The organism is Mesorhizobium sp. B4-1-1 (assembly GCF_006439375.1).
GTDB lineage: Bacteria > Pseudomonadota > Alphaproteobacteria > Rhizobiales > Rhizobiaceae > Mesorhizobium.
In genome coordinates this window covers 86369-101624 of record NZ_VFTH01000001.1, presented here as the reverse complement: position 1 = coordinate 101624, position 15256 = coordinate 86369, and the positions used below count along the sequence as shown (strand labels likewise).

The 15256-nt window shown below is 64.8% G+C and carries 16 protein-coding genes and 2 pseudogenes; 13 read left to right on the top strand and 5 right to left on the bottom strand.

Going from position 1 to position 15256, the window contains the following annotated elements:
- Window positions 1-136: 136 nt before the first annotated feature.
- Together FJW10_RS00520 and FJW10_RS00515 are read right to left on the bottom strand one after the other, a co-directional pair.
- On the bottom strand, window positions 137-1423 hold the full coding sequence (locus FJW10_RS00520; protein ID WP_140897614.1) for a dihydroorotase: 1287 nt from the start codon (window positions 1421-1423) through the stop codon (window positions 137-139).
- Window positions 1420-2385 (bottom strand): aspartate carbamoyltransferase catalytic subunit, encoded by a 966-nt coding sequence (locus tag FJW10_RS00515; RefSeq protein ID WP_140897612.1) that lies wholly within the window; start codon window positions 2383-2385, stop codon window positions 1420-1422. Before FJW10_RS00515 ends, FJW10_RS00520 begins: the two co-directional genes overlap by 4 nt.
- 183 nt (window positions 2386-2568) lie before the next feature.
- Between FJW10_RS00515 and FJW10_RS00510 the strand changes: the two genes are divergently transcribed.
- The 3 genes from FJW10_RS00510 (at window position 2569) to FJW10_RS00500 (ending at window position 5263) form a co-directional block, all read left to right on the top strand.
- Window positions 2569-4197 (top strand): DNA alkylation response protein, encoded by a 1629-nt coding sequence (locus FJW10_RS00510; protein ID WP_140653054.1) that lies wholly within the window; start codon window positions 2569-2571, stop codon window positions 4195-4197.
- A 167-nt stretch (window positions 4198-4364) separates the two neighbouring features.
- Entirely contained in the window at window positions 4365-4922 is a 558-nt protein-coding gene (locus FJW10_RS00505) for a hypothetical protein (protein WP_140897610.1), read from the top strand.
- The gene (locus FJW10_RS00500; RefSeq protein ID WP_140897608.1) at window positions 4922-5263 is read left to right on the top strand and encodes a DUF6105 family protein; all 342 of its coding nucleotides are present in this window, start codon (window positions 4922-4924) and stop codon (window positions 5261-5263) included. Before FJW10_RS00505 ends, FJW10_RS00500 begins: the two co-directional genes overlap by 1 nt.
- Here FJW10_RS00500 and ruvX read toward each other — a convergent pair.
- Complete coding sequence (gene ruvX, locus FJW10_RS00495) at window positions 5205-5687, bottom strand: Holliday junction resolvase RuvX (RefSeq protein WP_140897606.1); 483 nt, start codon at window positions 5685-5687, stop codon at window positions 5205-5207. The genes FJW10_RS00500 and ruvX overlap by 59 nt on opposite strands.
- 117 nt (window positions 5688-5804) lie before the next feature.
- Between ruvX and FJW10_RS00490 the strand changes: the two genes are divergently transcribed.
- The 7 genes and pseudogenes from FJW10_RS00490 (at window position 5805) to FJW10_RS00460 (ending at window position 10709) form a co-directional block, all read left to right on the top strand.
- Entirely contained in the window at window positions 5805-6512 is a 708-nt protein-coding gene (locus tag FJW10_RS00490) for a metal-dependent hydrolase (RefSeq protein ID WP_140830096.1), read from the top strand.
- Between the two features lie 60 nt (window positions 6513-6572).
- Window positions 6573-6950, top strand: a pseudogene (locus tag FJW10_RS00485) (hypothetical protein).
- A 102-nt stretch (window positions 6951-7052) separates the two neighbouring features.
- On the top strand, window positions 7053-7340 hold the full coding sequence (gatC, locus tag FJW10_RS00480) for an Asp-tRNA(Asn)/Glu-tRNA(Gln) amidotransferase subunit GatC (protein WP_140545764.1): 288 nt from the start codon (window positions 7053-7055) through the stop codon (window positions 7338-7340).
- A 3-nt stretch (window positions 7341-7343) separates the two neighbouring features.
- Window positions 7344-7802 (top strand): GNAT family N-acetyltransferase, encoded by a 459-nt coding sequence (locus FJW10_RS00475; RefSeq protein ID WP_140897604.1) that lies wholly within the window; start codon window positions 7344-7346, stop codon window positions 7800-7802.
- Complete coding sequence (locus FJW10_RS00470; protein WP_140897602.1) at window positions 7802-9367, top strand: amidase family protein; 1566 nt, start codon at window positions 7802-7804, stop codon at window positions 9365-9367. Before FJW10_RS00475 ends, FJW10_RS00470 begins: the two co-directional genes overlap by 1 nt.
- Before the next feature lies 1 nt (window position 9368).
- Window positions 9369-9902, top strand: a complete 534-nt coding sequence (locus FJW10_RS00465) for a hypothetical protein (RefSeq protein ID WP_140897600.1) — start codon at window positions 9369-9371, stop codon at window positions 9900-9902.
- A gap of 9 nt (window positions 9903-9911) precedes the next feature.
- Entirely contained in the window at window positions 9912-10709 is a 798-nt protein-coding gene (locus tag FJW10_RS00460) for a YdcF family protein (RefSeq protein ID WP_140897599.1), read from the top strand.
- On the opposite strand, the pseudogene FJW10_RS00455 reads toward FJW10_RS00460, so the two are convergent.
- Window positions 10682-10861, bottom strand: a pseudogene (locus tag FJW10_RS00455) (DUF599 family protein); the annotation flags it as partial. The gene FJW10_RS00460 and the pseudogene FJW10_RS00455 sit on opposite strands and share 28 nt — an antisense overlap.
- Before the next feature lie 119 nt (window positions 10862-10980).
- On the opposite strand from FJW10_RS00455, the gene FJW10_RS00450 reads away from it, so the two are divergent.
- From FJW10_RS00450 to FJW10_RS00440, 3 genes are all read left to right on the top strand, one after another.
- Window positions 10981-12384, top strand: a complete 1404-nt coding sequence (locus FJW10_RS00450; protein ID WP_140897597.1) for an L-serine ammonia-lyase — start codon at window positions 10981-10983, stop codon at window positions 12382-12384.
- An 86-nt stretch (window positions 12385-12470) separates the two neighbouring features.
- Window positions 12471-12908 (top strand): DUF1489 family protein, encoded by a 438-nt coding sequence (locus FJW10_RS00445; RefSeq protein ID WP_140830084.1) that lies wholly within the window; start codon window positions 12471-12473, stop codon window positions 12906-12908.
- Window positions 12909-13030: 122 nt separating this feature from the next.
- On the top strand, window positions 13031-13729 hold the full coding sequence (locus tag FJW10_RS00440) for a molecular chaperone DnaJ (RefSeq protein WP_140830082.1): 699 nt from the start codon (window positions 13031-13033) through the stop codon (window positions 13727-13729).
- 42 nt (window positions 13730-13771) lie between these two features.
- On the opposite strand, the gene FJW10_RS00435 is transcribed toward FJW10_RS00440, so the two are convergent.
- The gene (locus FJW10_RS00435) at window positions 13772-15199 is read right to left on the bottom strand and encodes a D-alanyl-D-alanine carboxypeptidase (protein WP_140897595.1); all 1428 of its coding nucleotides are present in this window, start codon (window positions 15197-15199) and stop codon (window positions 13772-13774) included.
- Between the last annotated feature and the right edge of the window lie 57 nt (window positions 15200-15256).

Here is a 15256-nt window from a genome sequence, read left to right as displayed (position 1 = left end):
ATGCAACCGTGGTTTGCAAGAGCTAGGCCTGCTCAGGCATCAGTTGGTCACAATGGTATAATGGTAGAGTCGGGAGGGTTCGCCAAGCAACTCTGTGCAGGGGGCAGGCCAGGCAAGGCTCAAAGCGATAGGTGGTCTATGCGGAAAACACCGGGCGTCCCGCAACCATCGTTTGCAAGACCTTGCCCTGCAGGCGCGCGCCTTCGAAACAGGTGTTCTTCGAGCGCGAGCGCAGACCGCTTTCGCTGACGATCCACGGCTCGTCGACGTCGACAAGTACGAGATCGGCCGGCGCGCCCGGCTTCAGCGTGCCGCCCGGCAGGCCGAACAGTCTTGCCGGCGCCGTGGACAGCGTCTCGATCAGCCTCAGCAACGGCACGTCGGCATTGTGGTAGAGCCGAAGTGCTACGCCAAGCAGCGTCTCTAGCCCGATGGCGCCGGCGGCGGCATCGGCAAAGGGCAGGCGCTTGGTGTCGACGTCCTGAGGGTCGTGCGAAGAGACGATGATGTCGATCGTGCCGTCCTTGATCGCCTCGATCATCGCCAGCCGGTCGTCCTCGGCGCGCAAGGGCGGGGTTAGCCGGAAGAAGGTGCGGTATTCGCCGACGTCGTTCTCGTTGAGCGACAGGTTGTGGATGGCGACGCCGGCCGTGACATTGGCGCCGTCGGTCTTGGCCCTGTTCACCGCGCCGGCCGCCATCGCCGACGAGATCTTGGCGGCGTGGTAGGCGCCACCGGTCAGCCGGGCCAGTGCCAGGTCGCGTTCAAGAGGAATGAGCTCGGCCTCGCGCGGGACGCCAGAGAGGCCAAGCCAGCTTGCGTAGAGCCCCTCGTTCATCACACCGGACGAGGCGAGGTCGGCATCCTGGGTTTCATGCGCGATCACACCGCCGAAATCGCGGGCGTAGGTGAGCGCGCGGCGCATCACCAGCGCATTGGCGATCGTGTGGCGGCCGTCGGTGTAGGCAACGGCGCCGGCTGCGCGCAGCAGGCCGAATTCGGTCATTTCGCGGCCTTCGAGGCCCTTGGTGATCGCGGCCGCCGGAAAGATGTTGACGCTTGCGGTGTCGCGTGCCGTGCGCAGCACGAATTCGACCAGAGCCACATTGTCGATCACCGGATCAGTGTCCGGCATCATGACGATGGAGGTGACGCCGCCCGCTGCCGCCGCCACGCTTGCCGAGGCGATGGTTTCGCGATGTTCGCCGCCTGGTTCACCGATGAAGACGCGCGCGTCGACAAGGCCCGGAATGATCGTCTTGCCGGCGCAGTCGACGACGGCGGCGCCTTCCGGCACGCCCTGGTTCAATGCCGCCTTTCCGGCAGCGACGCTTCTGCGGCCGTCGACGATGACGCTGCCGATCTCGTCGACGCAGCGCGACGGGTCGACAATATGCGCCTTGCTGAAGACGGTCACGCTCATGCGCCGCGCCCCTCATGGTTGCGGCGCGGGTCGAGCAGGGCTTCCATGACCGCCATGCGTACGGCGACCCCCATCTCCACCTGTTCCTGGATGACGCTTTGCGGCCCATCGGCGATTTCGGAGGCGATTTCCACGCCACGGTTCATCGGACCGGGATGCATGACCAGCGCATCGTTCTTGGCGGCTTTCAGCTTTTCGGCATCAAGGCCGAAATAGTGGAAATATTCGCGGATCGACGGCACGAATGCGCCTTCCATACGCTCGCGCTGCAGGCGCAGCATCATGATGACGTCGGCATCCTTCAGGCCCTCGGCCATCGAGCGCGCGACGATCACGCCCATCCTGTCGATGCCGGACGGCAGCAATGTCGAGGGCGCGACGACGCGCACCTGCGCGCCAAGCGCGTTCAAAAGCATGATGTTGGAGCGGGCGACTCGCGAATGCAGGATGTCGCCGCAGATCGCCACGATCAGCTTCGACAGCGGCCCCTTGGCGCGGCGGATGGTCAGCGCATCGAGCAGCGCCTGCGTCGGGTGCTCGTGCGCGCCGTCGCCGGCATTGACCACCGAGCAGCCGACCTTCTGCGCCAGGAGCGCCGCTGCCCCGGCCGACTGGTGGCGGATGATGAGGATGTCCGGCCGCATGGCGTTGAGGGTCATCGCCGTATCGATCAGCGTCTCGCCCTTCTTCACCGAAGAGCTTGCCACCGACATGTTCATGACGTCGGCGCCAAGCCTTTTCCCGGCCAGTTCGAAGGACGATTGCGTGCGGGTCGACGCCTCATAGAACAGGTTGATCTGGGTTCGGCCGCGCAGCGTCGAGGTCTTCTTTTCCGATTGCCGCGAGATCGCCACGGCCTGGTCCGCCCGATCGAGCAGCAGCTCGATATCGGCGGGGGAAAGATCGCGGATGCCTAGAAGATGGCGGTGGGGAAAGAGCGGCAGGGACGAAGCGTCGGTCATCTCAAGGCGCTGCTATAGGGTGCGGTCCGGCCTGCCGCAAGCGCCAGCTTTGGATTGCGAGCGTTCTCCCCGGTATTTTCGTCGCGCGCCTTGCATGGCTTGGGCTATAAGGCCCAGTGGCTTCGGATTCGCGACCGCGGCCTTGAAAATGATAGGACCTCCCTGCCAAACGAAGGATTGGGCTTGACCGACGAGGTGATCAACCAGCCGCCGCCGTTGACGGGCGGCAACGCATGGCGGGGCGATCCGTTGCTCATCCAGCTTGCCGAGCGTTTTTCCGACCCCGTGCGCAAGGATCTCGACGGGCTTGGCCGGTTCGTCATGACGCAGGAGGCGCAGGAACTCGCACGCCTCGCCAACACCGACACGCCGAAATTGCGGACGCATGACCGCCAGGGCCGCCGCCTTGACCTGGTCGAATACCATCCGGCCTATCACGCCTTGATGCGCCGCTCGGTCGCCGGCGGGCTGCATTCTTCCGTGTGGGAAAACGGCGATGCCGAGATCGGCCGCCGCCATCAGGTGAGGGCGGCGCGCTTTTATCTGACCGCCGAGCTCGAGACCGGGCATCTTTGTCCCATCACCATGACCAGCGCCTCGCTGGCGGCTTTGATGGCAAGCCCGAAGCTTTTCCGCGAATGGGCGCCGCGCGTGACGACGCGCAAATATGACCAGACACAGAAGCCTCCGGTGCAAAAGACCGGACTGACGCTCGGCATGGGCATGACCGAGAAGCAGGGCGGCACCGACGTGCGCGCCAACACCACCAGGGCGGAGCGCACGGGAAGCGGGTTCTACCGGTTGACCGGCCACAAATGGTTCATGTCGGCGCCGATGTCGGATGCCTTCCTGGTGCTCGGTCAGGCGCCGGAGGGACTGTCCTGCTTCCTCGTCCCGCGCATCCTGGGCGACGGCTCCGGCAACGGCTTCCGCTTCCAGCGTTTGAAGGACAAGCTCGGCAACCGCTCGAACGCCTCGTCGGAGGTGGAGTTCGTCAACGCGATCGGCGAGATGGTCGGCGACCCAGGCGCCGGCGTGAAGACGATCATGGACATGGTGACGCTGACCAGGCTCGACTGCGCGGTCGCTTCGTCGGCGTTGATGCGGGCGGGCCTCGCCGAGGCCGTCCATCACACGCGTCATCGCCAGGTGTTCGGCTCCAGCCTGATCGACCAGCCGCTGATGCAGCGGGTTCTGGCCGACATGGCGCTCGATGTCGCCGCGGCCACGGCGCTGTCGTTCCGGCTGGCGCGCTCTTTCGACGAGGCGGCAAGCGATCGCGGCGAGGCGGCCTTTGCCCGCGCCATGACGCCTGTCGTCAAATACTGGGTCTGCAAGATCGCGCCGCAGCTGCTTTACGAGGCGATGGAATGCCTTGGGGGCAACGGCTATGTCGAGGAAGCGCCGCTTGCCCGCTACTACCGGGAGGCGCCGGTCAACGCGATCTGGGAGGGCTCGGGCAATGTCATGGCGCTCGACGTGCTGCGCGTGCTTGGCCGCGCGCCCGGCCTGTTCGAGGAGGTGCTAACCGGCATCGACCGCGATCTCGGCACCGGCGGGCGCGGCACCATCGGCGTGCTGAAAGCCGCCATGCAGGTCGCCGCGACCGATCAGGGTTCGGCGCGCCTGCTCACCGAACAGCTGGCGCTTTCGGCCGCCGCGGCGGAGCTTCGCAGGCTGGGGGCAGGGCGGATCGCCGACGCCTTCGTCGAAACCCGGCTCGGCGGTCAGTGGCGCACCACCTACGGCATGCTCGATTCGCGCCACGACGCGCGCATGATCATCGACACGCTCTATCCGCCGGTGACCTGATCCGGCTTTTCGGCATCGTGCCCCCAAGGCGGATTGCCGATCTGTGGATAGCTGTTAACCTTAACAAATGGTTTCCGTTGCGGCGAACCGTTGCAAGGCCCAATCTCCGCTTGCTGGAGTAGGGAACGATTAACCATGACCCCCCGAGCTCCGCCAGCGGGAAGCGTATGCGGCACGTGTTGAGCTCAGTTCTGGCCTTGCATTGGGCGGTGGTTTTCGCCCTGCTTGCCTATATCTGCATGGACGGCAGCCGCGGCATAGCGGCGGCTCTTGGCGTGCTCGGCCTCCCAGTCCAGGGCAACCGGTTTCCGCAGTTCGAAAATGCCGTCGTGGTCGCGCCGCTCTCGGTCGCGCTTTTGACCGTCGCGGTGCTGTTCTGCTGGACCTTCCTCGAAACGCTACTGAACGCGGCGGCAAGGCCGGACGCGGGCGAGAGCGTGGCGCGGATCGCCTTCATCTCGGCGTCCTTCCTGCTCTCGGTGATTCTCATCGGCGGCGTGGCGCAAGGCATTGACGGCCTGTTCATGATCGTCGCCATCCAGATGACGGCGCTGCTTGCTTCCTATGTCGCCGTGCTGGCCGAACGGCGCTCCACCTTCGCCGCAATGAATTTGCCGGAGGGCGATGTTCGCGCCGCCTCGCGGATGGCGATGGGCGCCGCGCACAGCTCGCTCCTTTCCCGCATATCCGGCCGCCCGGAGCGCAAGCCAGGAGGCAGCCGCTGATGCGCACGCTGTTCGCACTCTGGGCCGCGCCGATGGCGATCTTCTGGGGATGGTTCTTCCTGTCGCTCAACGACATGAATTTCGGCTATGTGATGCTGAGCCGCCAGCTGCATGATTTCGTCTTCGAGCTCTATGGCCAGATGCTGGGCATCGATCCGGCCATTATCCCGGGCATGGTGGCGCGGACCTGCATTTTCGACTTTTTCCTGCTCATGGGGCTTTGGGCCTTCCGCCGCCGGCGCAACATCGCCGAATGGATCAGGCAGCGTCGGCTGGGCGATATCAGCTCCGATCGGCTCGGCCGAGCGACTGAAGCCGGTCCAACGCTCCCTGCAGAATAAAGGCGGCGGCCGCCGAATCGATCTTGCCGGCGCGCTTCTTGCGCGAGAAATCCATCTCGATAAGTGTGCGTTCGGCAGCGACCGTCGACAGCCGCTCGTCCCACAGCACGAAGGGCAGGTCCGACAGCGGCGCCATGTTGCGGACGAAGGCGCGCGATTTCTGGGCCCGCGGTCCTTCCGAGCCGTCCATGTTGACCGGCAGGCCGAGCACGACGGCGCCGACATTGTCCTTCTCGAACTGAGCGAGCAACTGGGTGGCATCGAGCGAAAACTTCCTGCGCAGGATGACCGGGCGCGGATGGGCGAAGGACAGCCCGCGATCGGAAACCGCCACGCCGATCGTCTTGTCGCCGAGATCGAGACCGGCGAGCGTCCTGCCGGCGGCAAGCCGCTCCGGCAGTCCCTCGATTGAAATAATGCCCAACGGCTTTTCCTGACATCCGCGCGTCACACATTCTTTTGACGGTGAGAAGCGCCGCGCTACTTTCAATTTGCCGGGAGCGTTCTATCTTCCGGCAACGGAAAAATCGAGGAAGTATTCATGAAACTGACCTGGTACGGACATTCGGCATTCCGCGTCGAGACCAAGGACGCCACCATTCTCATCGACCCCTATCTGGTCGGCAACCCGTCCTGGACGGGCGGCTGGGAAGGGCCGGCCGAGGGCGTGACCCATGTGCTACTGACCCACGGCCACAACGACCATGTCAGCGGCGCGGTCGAAGTGCTGAAGAAAAGCGGCGCCATGCTGGTCGCCAATTTCGAGATCTGCATGTATCTCGTCGGCCAGGGCGTCAGCGGCGACAAGATCAATCCGGGCAATCTCGGCGGCACGGTCGATTGCGGGCCGTTCACCACCACTTTCGTCCAGGCCCTGCATTCGTCCTCCTTCGGCGGTGAGGGCGGCACGAACACCTATCTCGGCAATCCGGGCGGGCTCGTCCTGCACTTTCCCGAGGACAAGACGCTCTACCACATGGGCGACACCGACATCTTCTCCGACATGGGGCTGATCAACGAACTGCACGAGCCGAAGATCGGCATCGTGCCGATCGGTGACCGCTTCACCATGGGCGGTGCGGTGGCGGCGCTTGCCTGCCGCCGATTCTTCGGCTTCGACACAGTCGTTCCCTGCCATTTCGGCACTTTCTCGATGATCGACCAGACCGCCGACAAGTTCGTCACCGGCATGGAAGGGTCGGGCGTCAAGGTGGCGTTGCCGGAAATAGGCAAGGCGATCATGATCTAGGTTTCTCCGTCAGGAATCTCGAATAAAATCACGGTCTTGAGGCAGACTCTTTGCGTTTCGATGCTGGTCGCGGCAACGCCGGCGCCGGCGGCCGACGATTCATCGAGGGCGTCTGCCTGCAATCCGAGGAACTCTGCGACAAGGCCAAGAACGAAACGCTGCAGACCGTGATCGACGCCATCGTGTTGACGGCTGAGGGATTGCAAGGGATCGAGTACTATTGCGAGTTCCTCCAAGTCAGCACAGAGCGCATCGAGTTGGGCCGTGACCGCGATCTGCCAGGAACCCGACCATGTGTTTCCGGACGTGCTTTCGGTCACCCGGGTAAGCGCAAAACAGATCGACCTTGTCTCGGTCCGGCCGGTCGACGATGAGGGCGAGCGGTCCGGCAACGGCGGCAGCTACTATCGTTGCGAAGGCGTGGCGCTGCCTCGGTAGCCGAGCGGGCGGCCGCGTGCCGACCGCTCCGGCATCATCCATGTTGCGCGCTGAGCGCGGCGCCGCTATAGCCCGCACTGGTTTTCCCGAGGCGAAAAGAACATGTCCGTTGATCTCCAGACCGTGAAGCGCGTCGCGCACCTTGCCCGTATCGCGGTAAGCGAGGAGGACGCCGAGCGCATGACCGGCGAGTTGAACGCCATCCTCGGCTTCGTCGAGCAATTGAACGAGGTCGATGTCTCGGGCGTCGAGCCGATGACCTCGGTCACGCCGATGGAGATGAAGAAGCGCCAGGATGCCGTGACCGACGGCAACAAGGCGGCCGACATCGTCGCCAACGCGCCGGCGACGGAAGAGAACTTCTTCCTCGTTCCGAAGGTGGTGGAGTAGGCTGTGGCTGTCGAGATCGCCATCGAGACGCCTTTGCAGGACGACGTGCGTGCGCTGGTCGCCGAACTCAACGCCGCGCTGCTCGAGCTGACGCCGCCCGAGCATTGCTATCATCTCACCGTCGAGCAGATGGCGGACGAGGATACGACCGTATTCATCGCCCGCGACCACGGCCTTGCCGTCGGCTGCGGCGCGCTCAAGCGCCATGACGATGCCACCGGCGAGGTCAAGCGCATGTATACGCGGCCTTCGCATCGCGGCAGAAAGATCGGCGCCGAGATCGTCGGACGGGTCGAGGCGCTTGCCCGGCGGGAAGGGCTGACGCGCCTGGTTCTCGAAACCGGCGACCGGCATCCTGCCGCCTGGACCGTCTATGAGCGCGCCGGATTCTCGCGTTGCGGACCGGTTCTGGATTATCCCGACTCCGAGTGGTCGGTGTTTTACGAAAAGAGCCTTGCCTGATGAGCGATCTCACACATCTCACCATTTCCGAGGCCCGCGCCAAGCTGCGCGGCAAGGAGATCACCGCGGCCGAGATCACCGAGGCCTATCTCGCGGCGATCGAGCGCGCCAATCCCGTGCTCAACGCCTATGTGGCTGTGACCGCCGACAAGGCGCGCGACATGGCCAAGGCTTCGGATGCCAGGCTCGCCACGGGCGAGGGTGGCGCGCTGGAAGGCATTCCGCTCGGCATCAAGGACCTGTTTGCCACCCAAGGCATCCACACCCAGGCCTGCAGCCATGTGCTGGACGGCTTCAAGCCGCGCTACGAATCGACCGTGACCAGCAATCTGTGGGCCGACGGCGCCGTCATGCTCGGCAAGCTCAACATGGACGAGTTCGCCATGGGCTCGTCGAACGAGACCTCTTATTACGGCCCGGTGATCAATCCGTGGCGACGCTCGCGCCTCGACACGGTCGTGATGCCGACGACGCATCAGGGTGACGGTGGCTTTGTTTCCGCCGGCGGCACGAAGACGGCGCGGACCTTGGACAATGCCCAGTTGGTGCCGGGCGGCTCATCCGGCGGCTCGGCATCGTCGGTAGCTGCGTTCCTCTGCGCGGGCGCCACCGCCACCGACACCGGCGGCTCGATCCGCCAGCCAGCCGCCTTCACGGGCACGGTCGGCATCAAGCCGACTTACGGGCGCTGCTCACGCTGGGGCGTCGTCGCCTTCGCTTCCTCGCTCGACCAGGCCGGACCGATCGCGCGCGACGTGCGCGATGCCGCCATCCTGTTGAAGTCGATGGCTTCCGTCGATCCGAAGGACACGACCTCGGTCGACCGTCCGGTGCCGGACTATGAAGCGGCGGTCGGCAAGCCGGTCAGGGGCATGAAGATTGGCATTCCGAAGGAGTACCGCGTCGACGGCATGCCGGAAGACATCGAGGCGCTCTGGCAGAAGGGCATCGCCTGGCTGAAGGATGCCGGCGCCGAGATCGTCGATATCTCCCTGCCGCACACCAAATATGCATTGCCGGCTTACTATATCGTGGCGCCCGCCGAGGCTTCGTCGAACCTCGCCCGCTATGACGGCGTGCGCTACGGCTTGCGCGTGCCCGGCAAGGACATCATCGACATGTATGAGAAGACGCGCGCCGCCGGTTTCGGCCGCGAGGTCAAGCGCCGCATCATGATCGGCACCTATGTGCTGTCGGCCGGCTATTACGACGCCTACTATCTGCAGGCGCAGAAGGTGCGCACGCTGATCAAGCGCGACTTCGAGAACGTCTTCGCCGCCGGCGTCGACGTCATCCTGACGCCGGCGACCCCGTCGGCTGCCTTCGGTGTGGCCGACGAGGACATGGCTTCCGATCCGGTCAAGATGTACCTCAACGACATCTTCACCGTGACGGTGAACATGGCGGGCCTTCCCGGCATTTCCGTGCCGGCCGGCCTCGACGGCAAGGGCCTGCCGCTCGGCCTGCAGCTGATCGGTCGCCCGTTCGACGAGGAAACGCTGTTCCAGACAGCGCATGTGATCGAAAAGGCCGCAGGCAGATTCCAGCCGGAGAAATGGTGGTAGGATGTCGGCCCCGTCTCGCATATCCATTGTCGAGACGGCAGGCGAACTGATCATCGGCAACCCGCCGCGGCGTTCGACCATAAGAACAGGCTTTGTTCTGCTTTCTGTCGGGATTGTCGCCGTCACCGCGTATTGGGGGCTCTTCGACCGGTCGCCGGCGACGATCGCGATGGGCCTGGTTGGTCTTCTCTCATTCCTGGCTGTCGTCGGGTTGTTCGCCTATTTCCTCGGCAAAGAATTGCTGTGGCTGGCCTCCGCCGGGGAGGAATTGCGCGTCACAAGAACCGCCGTGCTCCGCGAATCCAGGGGCAGCCCGCTTTCCAACCGCGCTTCCCTGACCTTCAGCGGACCGCTTTCGGTCGAAATCCTGGATCACGCCTATCCGACGGACGAGGCCGGACTGAAGGAAGTTGTCCGTTTGACCGGCGCAACAGGTTCAATCTCCTTTGGCCGGGAACTGAGCCGGCCCGAAGCTGAAGCGGTGGCGGAAGCCGTTAGGCGATTTACCGCCACCAACCATTCCTCTGCGCGGTAGGTGCCAAGCGTGTTCTACTATCTTTCCAAGATTCTCTGGTTCTTCATCCAGCCGATCAATCTGGCCGTCTTCCTGCTGCTCGCCGGCCTGCTTGCGGCGCTGTTCGGGCGCCGGCGGCTGGCTGCAACCGGCAGCGTGCTGGCTTTTCTGATCCTGATGCTTTCGGCCTGGACGTCGATTGGCGCGATGATGTTGACCCCGCTCGAAGAACGCTTCCCCAAGCCGCCACTACCGGAAAAGGTCGACGGCATCGTCGTGCTTGGCGGCGGCTTCGAGGGCGCCATCAACCTGGCGCGCGGTGGCTATGAGTTGAACAGCAGCGGCGACCGCATGGTCGAGACCGCGATCCTGGCGAGGCACTTTCCCCAAGCGAAGATCGTGGTGTCCGGCGGCAACGGTTCGCTTTTCCTCGACGGCGAGGGCGACGCCGACACGGCACCGCGGCTGCTCGGCGCTTTAGGCGTTTCGGCCGATCGCATGATCCTCGAGGACAAATCCCGCAACACTTACGAGAATGCCGTCTTCTCGCGGAATCTCGTCGAGCCGAAACCGGGCGAGACCTGGCTGCTGGTCACCTCGGCTTTCCACATGCCGCGCGCCAAGGCGCTGTTCGACAAGGCGGGTTTTGCGACCATTCCGTGGCCGGTCGATTATCGCACCTCGGGCAGGGAAGGCGTCGGCTTCTACCGCGACAATCCGGTCGACTCGGTGCAAGCGACCACCATTGCGGTGCGCGAGTGGATCGGGCTTTTCGCCTACAGGCTGTCCGGCAGGATCGATCAGTTCTTCCCCGGGCCGGGCGGCTGACCGAGCACCGCCTGCCGGGCCGCGAAGAAGAACTGACGGCGCACCGGCACGGCAAACAGCACCAGCATCGACACCACGAACACCACCGGATCGACGAACCAGCCGAGATAGCCGACCGAGAAGAAGACGGCGCGCAGGCCCGAGTTGAAGTGATGTCGCTGGCGGAGCAAACAAGGTCGGCAGCCGCCGCGCCGCGGCATTCAAAACAGCGGAAACATCCCGGGAATTCCTATATGTAGGTTTCAAGCGACCCTCAGGAGACAACGACCCCGTGTTCCTTTCGGTTTTCGACCTGTTCAAGATCGGCATCGGCCCGTCGAGCTCGCACACGATGGGGCCGATGACGGCCGCGCGCCGGTTCCTCGACGAGATACTGGCCGATGACTGGCCGCGCCCCGCCGGCGTCAAGGTCGATCGCATCGGCGCCAGCCTGCACGGCTCGCTTGCCTATACCGGCATCGGCCATGGCTCGGACCGCGCCGTGATCCTGGGCCTGGCGGGCCAGACGCCGCAGACGGTCGATCCAGACGAGGCCGACGGCATAGTCGCCCGCATCGGCGCGGAGAGGCGCATTTCGCCGCCCGGGCATCCGGCATACCGCTTCGATCCCGCCAAGGACCTCGCGCTCGACCGCAAGACGCCGCTGACCGGCCACGCCAACGGCATGGCTTTCTATGCCTATGACGCATCCGACCGGCTGCTGCTCAAGCGCATCTATTATTCGATCGGCGGCGGTTTCGTCGTTTCGGAGGAAGAGCTGCAGCGCATGAAGGCAAAGGGCTCGGTGACGACCGAGGGCAAGAACGTGCCGTACCCCTTCAAGAATGCCGTCGAAATGCTGGCGATGGCAGCCAAGAGCGGGCTTTCGATCGCCGAGATGAAGCGCGCCAACGAGGAAAAGCATATGTCGCGCGAGGAACTCGACGAAGGCCTCGACGCGATCTGGGGCGCGATGAAGGGCTGCATCGATCGCGGCTTGTCGCAGGACGGCATCATGCCGGGCGGTTTGAAGGTGCGCCGCCGCGCGCGGCAGCTGCACGACAAGCTGCAGGAACAGTGGCAGCAGAACAGGCCCAATCCCTTGCTCGCCAACGACTGGCTGTCGATCTACGCGATGGCGGTCAACGAGGAGAACGCCGCCGGCGGGCGCGTGGTGACCGCGCCGACCAATGGCGCCGCCGGCACCTTGCCGGCAGTGCTGCGCTACTGGCTGCATTTCCATCCCGAAGCCGACCAGCCGAGCATCCGCGACTTTCTGCTGACGGCCGCCGCCGTCGGCGGCATCATCAAATCCAATGCCTCGATCTCGGGCGCCGAGGTCGGATGCCAGGGCGAGGTGGGTTCGGCTTCGGCGATGGCCGCCGCCGGCCTGTGCGCCGTCATGGGCGGCACGCCCGAGCAGGTTGAGAACGCCGCCGAGATCGCGCTCGAGCATCATCTCGGCATGACTTGCGATCCCGTCGGCGGCCTGGTGCAGGTGCCCTGCATCGAACGCAACGCGCTGGGCGCGGTGAAGGCGGTGACGGCCGCTTCCTTGGCCATCAAGGGCGACGGCACGCATTTCGTGCCGCTCGACGCCGCGATCGAAACCATGCGCCAGACCGGCCTCGACATGAACGAGAAGTACAAGGAAACCAGCCTCGGCGGCCTGGCGGTCAACGTCGTCGAGTGCTGAGGGTCTCATCGAGGCTCCCAGGCTGGCCCTGTGGAGAAGTCGCTCAAGGCGTTGACGCGTCGACCCTTGCGGCTAAATCTTGGGGCATGTCACTCAATCTCATCAAACTGTGCGTCGGCTGCGACAGCGTCGAGGACCTCGAGGAGTGGATTGCCTTCCGCCTCGATGAGCGGCGACGCGCCGGCGAGCCGGCCGAGCATTGGCACACCACCCGCATGGTGCCGACGCGCGGCGGCGAGATCACCGACGGCGGCTCGCTCTATTGGGTGATCAAGGGCAGCGTGCAGTGCCGGCAACTGATCACGGAGATCCGGCCCTTCACCGACGATGAAGGTATCGGCCGCTGTCATCTGATGCTCGATCCCGAGGTCGTGCGCACCGACTGGCAGCCGCGCCGTGCCTTCCAGGGCTGGCGCTACCTGAAGCCCGCCGACGCGCCGGCCGATCTCGGCAAGGGCGGGCCGGCGCTGGCCGAGATGCCGCCGAAGCTGAGGCTCGAACTCGCCGAGCTCGGTCTGCTCTAGCGCGGCTTTGTTTACCGCCCGCGGCGCTGGCCCTTCGGCTCGCCCGGTGTGGGACTTGCAAGCGCCGGACCTTGGTCCCATCCTATTTCTATGCTCGGTCGTCCCTATGGCGGTGCTAATCGATGGGCGTGATCCTTGCTTTGGCAGCGATGCTCGTGGTGCTTTTCGGCGCCGCGATGCTATTTGTGCGCGCGGACGCGGCAAGGATGGCCGACGGTCTCAGATCGCTTGGGCCGGCCTTCCTGGGGCTGGTCGGCGCGCCCATGCTGATCTTCGGCCGCAGCCTTATCGGCGGATTGCTTTTGCTCGCGGCGCTGGCCTGGGTCGGATGGATACGCACGAGGCGGCCTCCGGCGCGGGCGGCTGCCTCCAAGCATTCGACGGTGCGCACCGCCGCGCTCGAAATGGACCTCGACCATGACAGCGGCAGGCTCGAGGGGCTTGTCCTGGCCGGACGTTATGAAGGCAAGATGCTGGGGGCCATGGGACTGACGGACCTGCGCCAACTTCATGGCGAACTCAGTCCCGATCCGGAGAGCCGCCAGCTCCTAGAGACGTATCTTGACGGCCGTTTTTCCGTCTGGCGCAAGGACGCGCAGCCTCACGGTGGCGAAGGGCTGGGTGTTGCGCCAGGTGCGGGCGCCATGACTAAGGAGGAGGCCTACAAGGTCCTTGGTCTTGAAGCGGGGGCTGCCGCGGCGGATATCCGCAAGGCGCACCGCCGCCTGATGCAGCGCCTGAACGCCGATGTCGGCGGCACGTCTGTCCTGGCGGCGCGGATCAATGAAGCCAAGGACGTCTTGCTCTCCAATCACGATTAGTCTCCTTCGACGCCGGTACCTTCCGGGAGATTCAACAGCCGCCTATTGCTCGACGGCGTAGCACGAGATTTTCTTGCGCTTCAGGGCATCGCAGGCCTTCCAGGCGGCGCCCTTCGAGCCGAAGCCGCCGAAGCGGGCGCGGTAGTAGGTGGTGCCGTCCTTGTCGAATGCGACGGTGAAGCCCGATGCGTCGGCCAGGATCCCCGGCGCCTGCTTGGCGGTCTGATCGAGCAGCGCCTGGGCCCCCGTTTTCGTCGGCGAGGAGGCAACCTGGACCACCCAGCCGGACGGCACCGACGACGTCTTTACCGGATCGATCGCGGGCGCTGCCGGCGCGGGCTCGGCATAGGCGGTGACGACCTGGGGCGAGGTCTCTTGGGATTTAGGGGCAGGCGCCATGGCGGCGACGGCAACCGTCTTCACCTTCTTGACCTTGATGACCGGCTCCGTCTCCTCGGCCAACTGCTGGGCGTCGTCCTGGACATCATCGCCGGCTGAGGCAACGACAGTGTCATCCGTTACCGGCTTGGCGTCCGGAGTGGGCGCGTCATGCTTGGGCAAAAAGACCTTGGCCAAGGTCTGGATCGGATTGTCGCCGCCCTTGGCGATGAGATCGCCACCGCCGCGCGTCGAGGCGCGCGGCAGATAGGTGTTGATCAGCGCGGCCATCTGGTTGTCGCGGCTGCGGCCGGAAGCGCCGCCCATTACCACCGCGACGAGGCGGCGATCGCCGTCGGCGACGGAGGAGACGAGGTTGTAGCCCGAGGCGCGGGTGTAGCCGGTCTTGATGCCGTCGACACCCTTGATGCGGCCGAGCAGGCGATTGTGGCCGTTGATGCGCTGGCGGCCATACAGGAACGAGCGCTGCGAGAAATAGCCGTAATATTGCGGGTAGTGCTCGCGCAGCGCGATGCCAAGCATGGCCATGTCGTGCGCCGTGGTGAACTGGCCGGGATCGGGCAAGCCGTTGGCGTTGCGGAAGACGGTGCCGTTCATGCCGAGCTGGCGTGCCTTGGCCGTCATCATGCGGGCGAAATTGTCTTCGCTGCCGCCGAGCATTTCGCCGAGCGCGGTTGCCGAGTCATTCGCCGATTTCGTTACGATCGAGAGAATAGCGGTCTCGACCGGAACCGAGCCGCCGGGCCGAACGCCGAGCTTGGTCGGCGCCTCGGCGGAGGCATGCGCGGAAAACGGAACCGGCGTGTTCTTGCTGATCCTGCCTTTCGCCAACGCCTCGAAGGTCAAATAGAGCGTCATCATCTTGGTGAGCGAAGCCGGATAGCGCCGGCCATTGGCATCGGCCGAATAAAGCACCTTGCCGGTCTTGGCGTCGACGACGATGGCCGCGGACCTTGCCGCAAGGGCCGAAGCGACATCGGCGGCGACAATCGTCACCGCGAGCGCGGCAACCATGATTGCCTTGAAGGAGAGAGAAGATTTGGAGACGAAGCCCGACAACGCCTGACGCACCGTTACTTACCCTGAATTTTCGTTGCCCCGGAGGCGGCAAAGGGAGTGCCTGCCTCG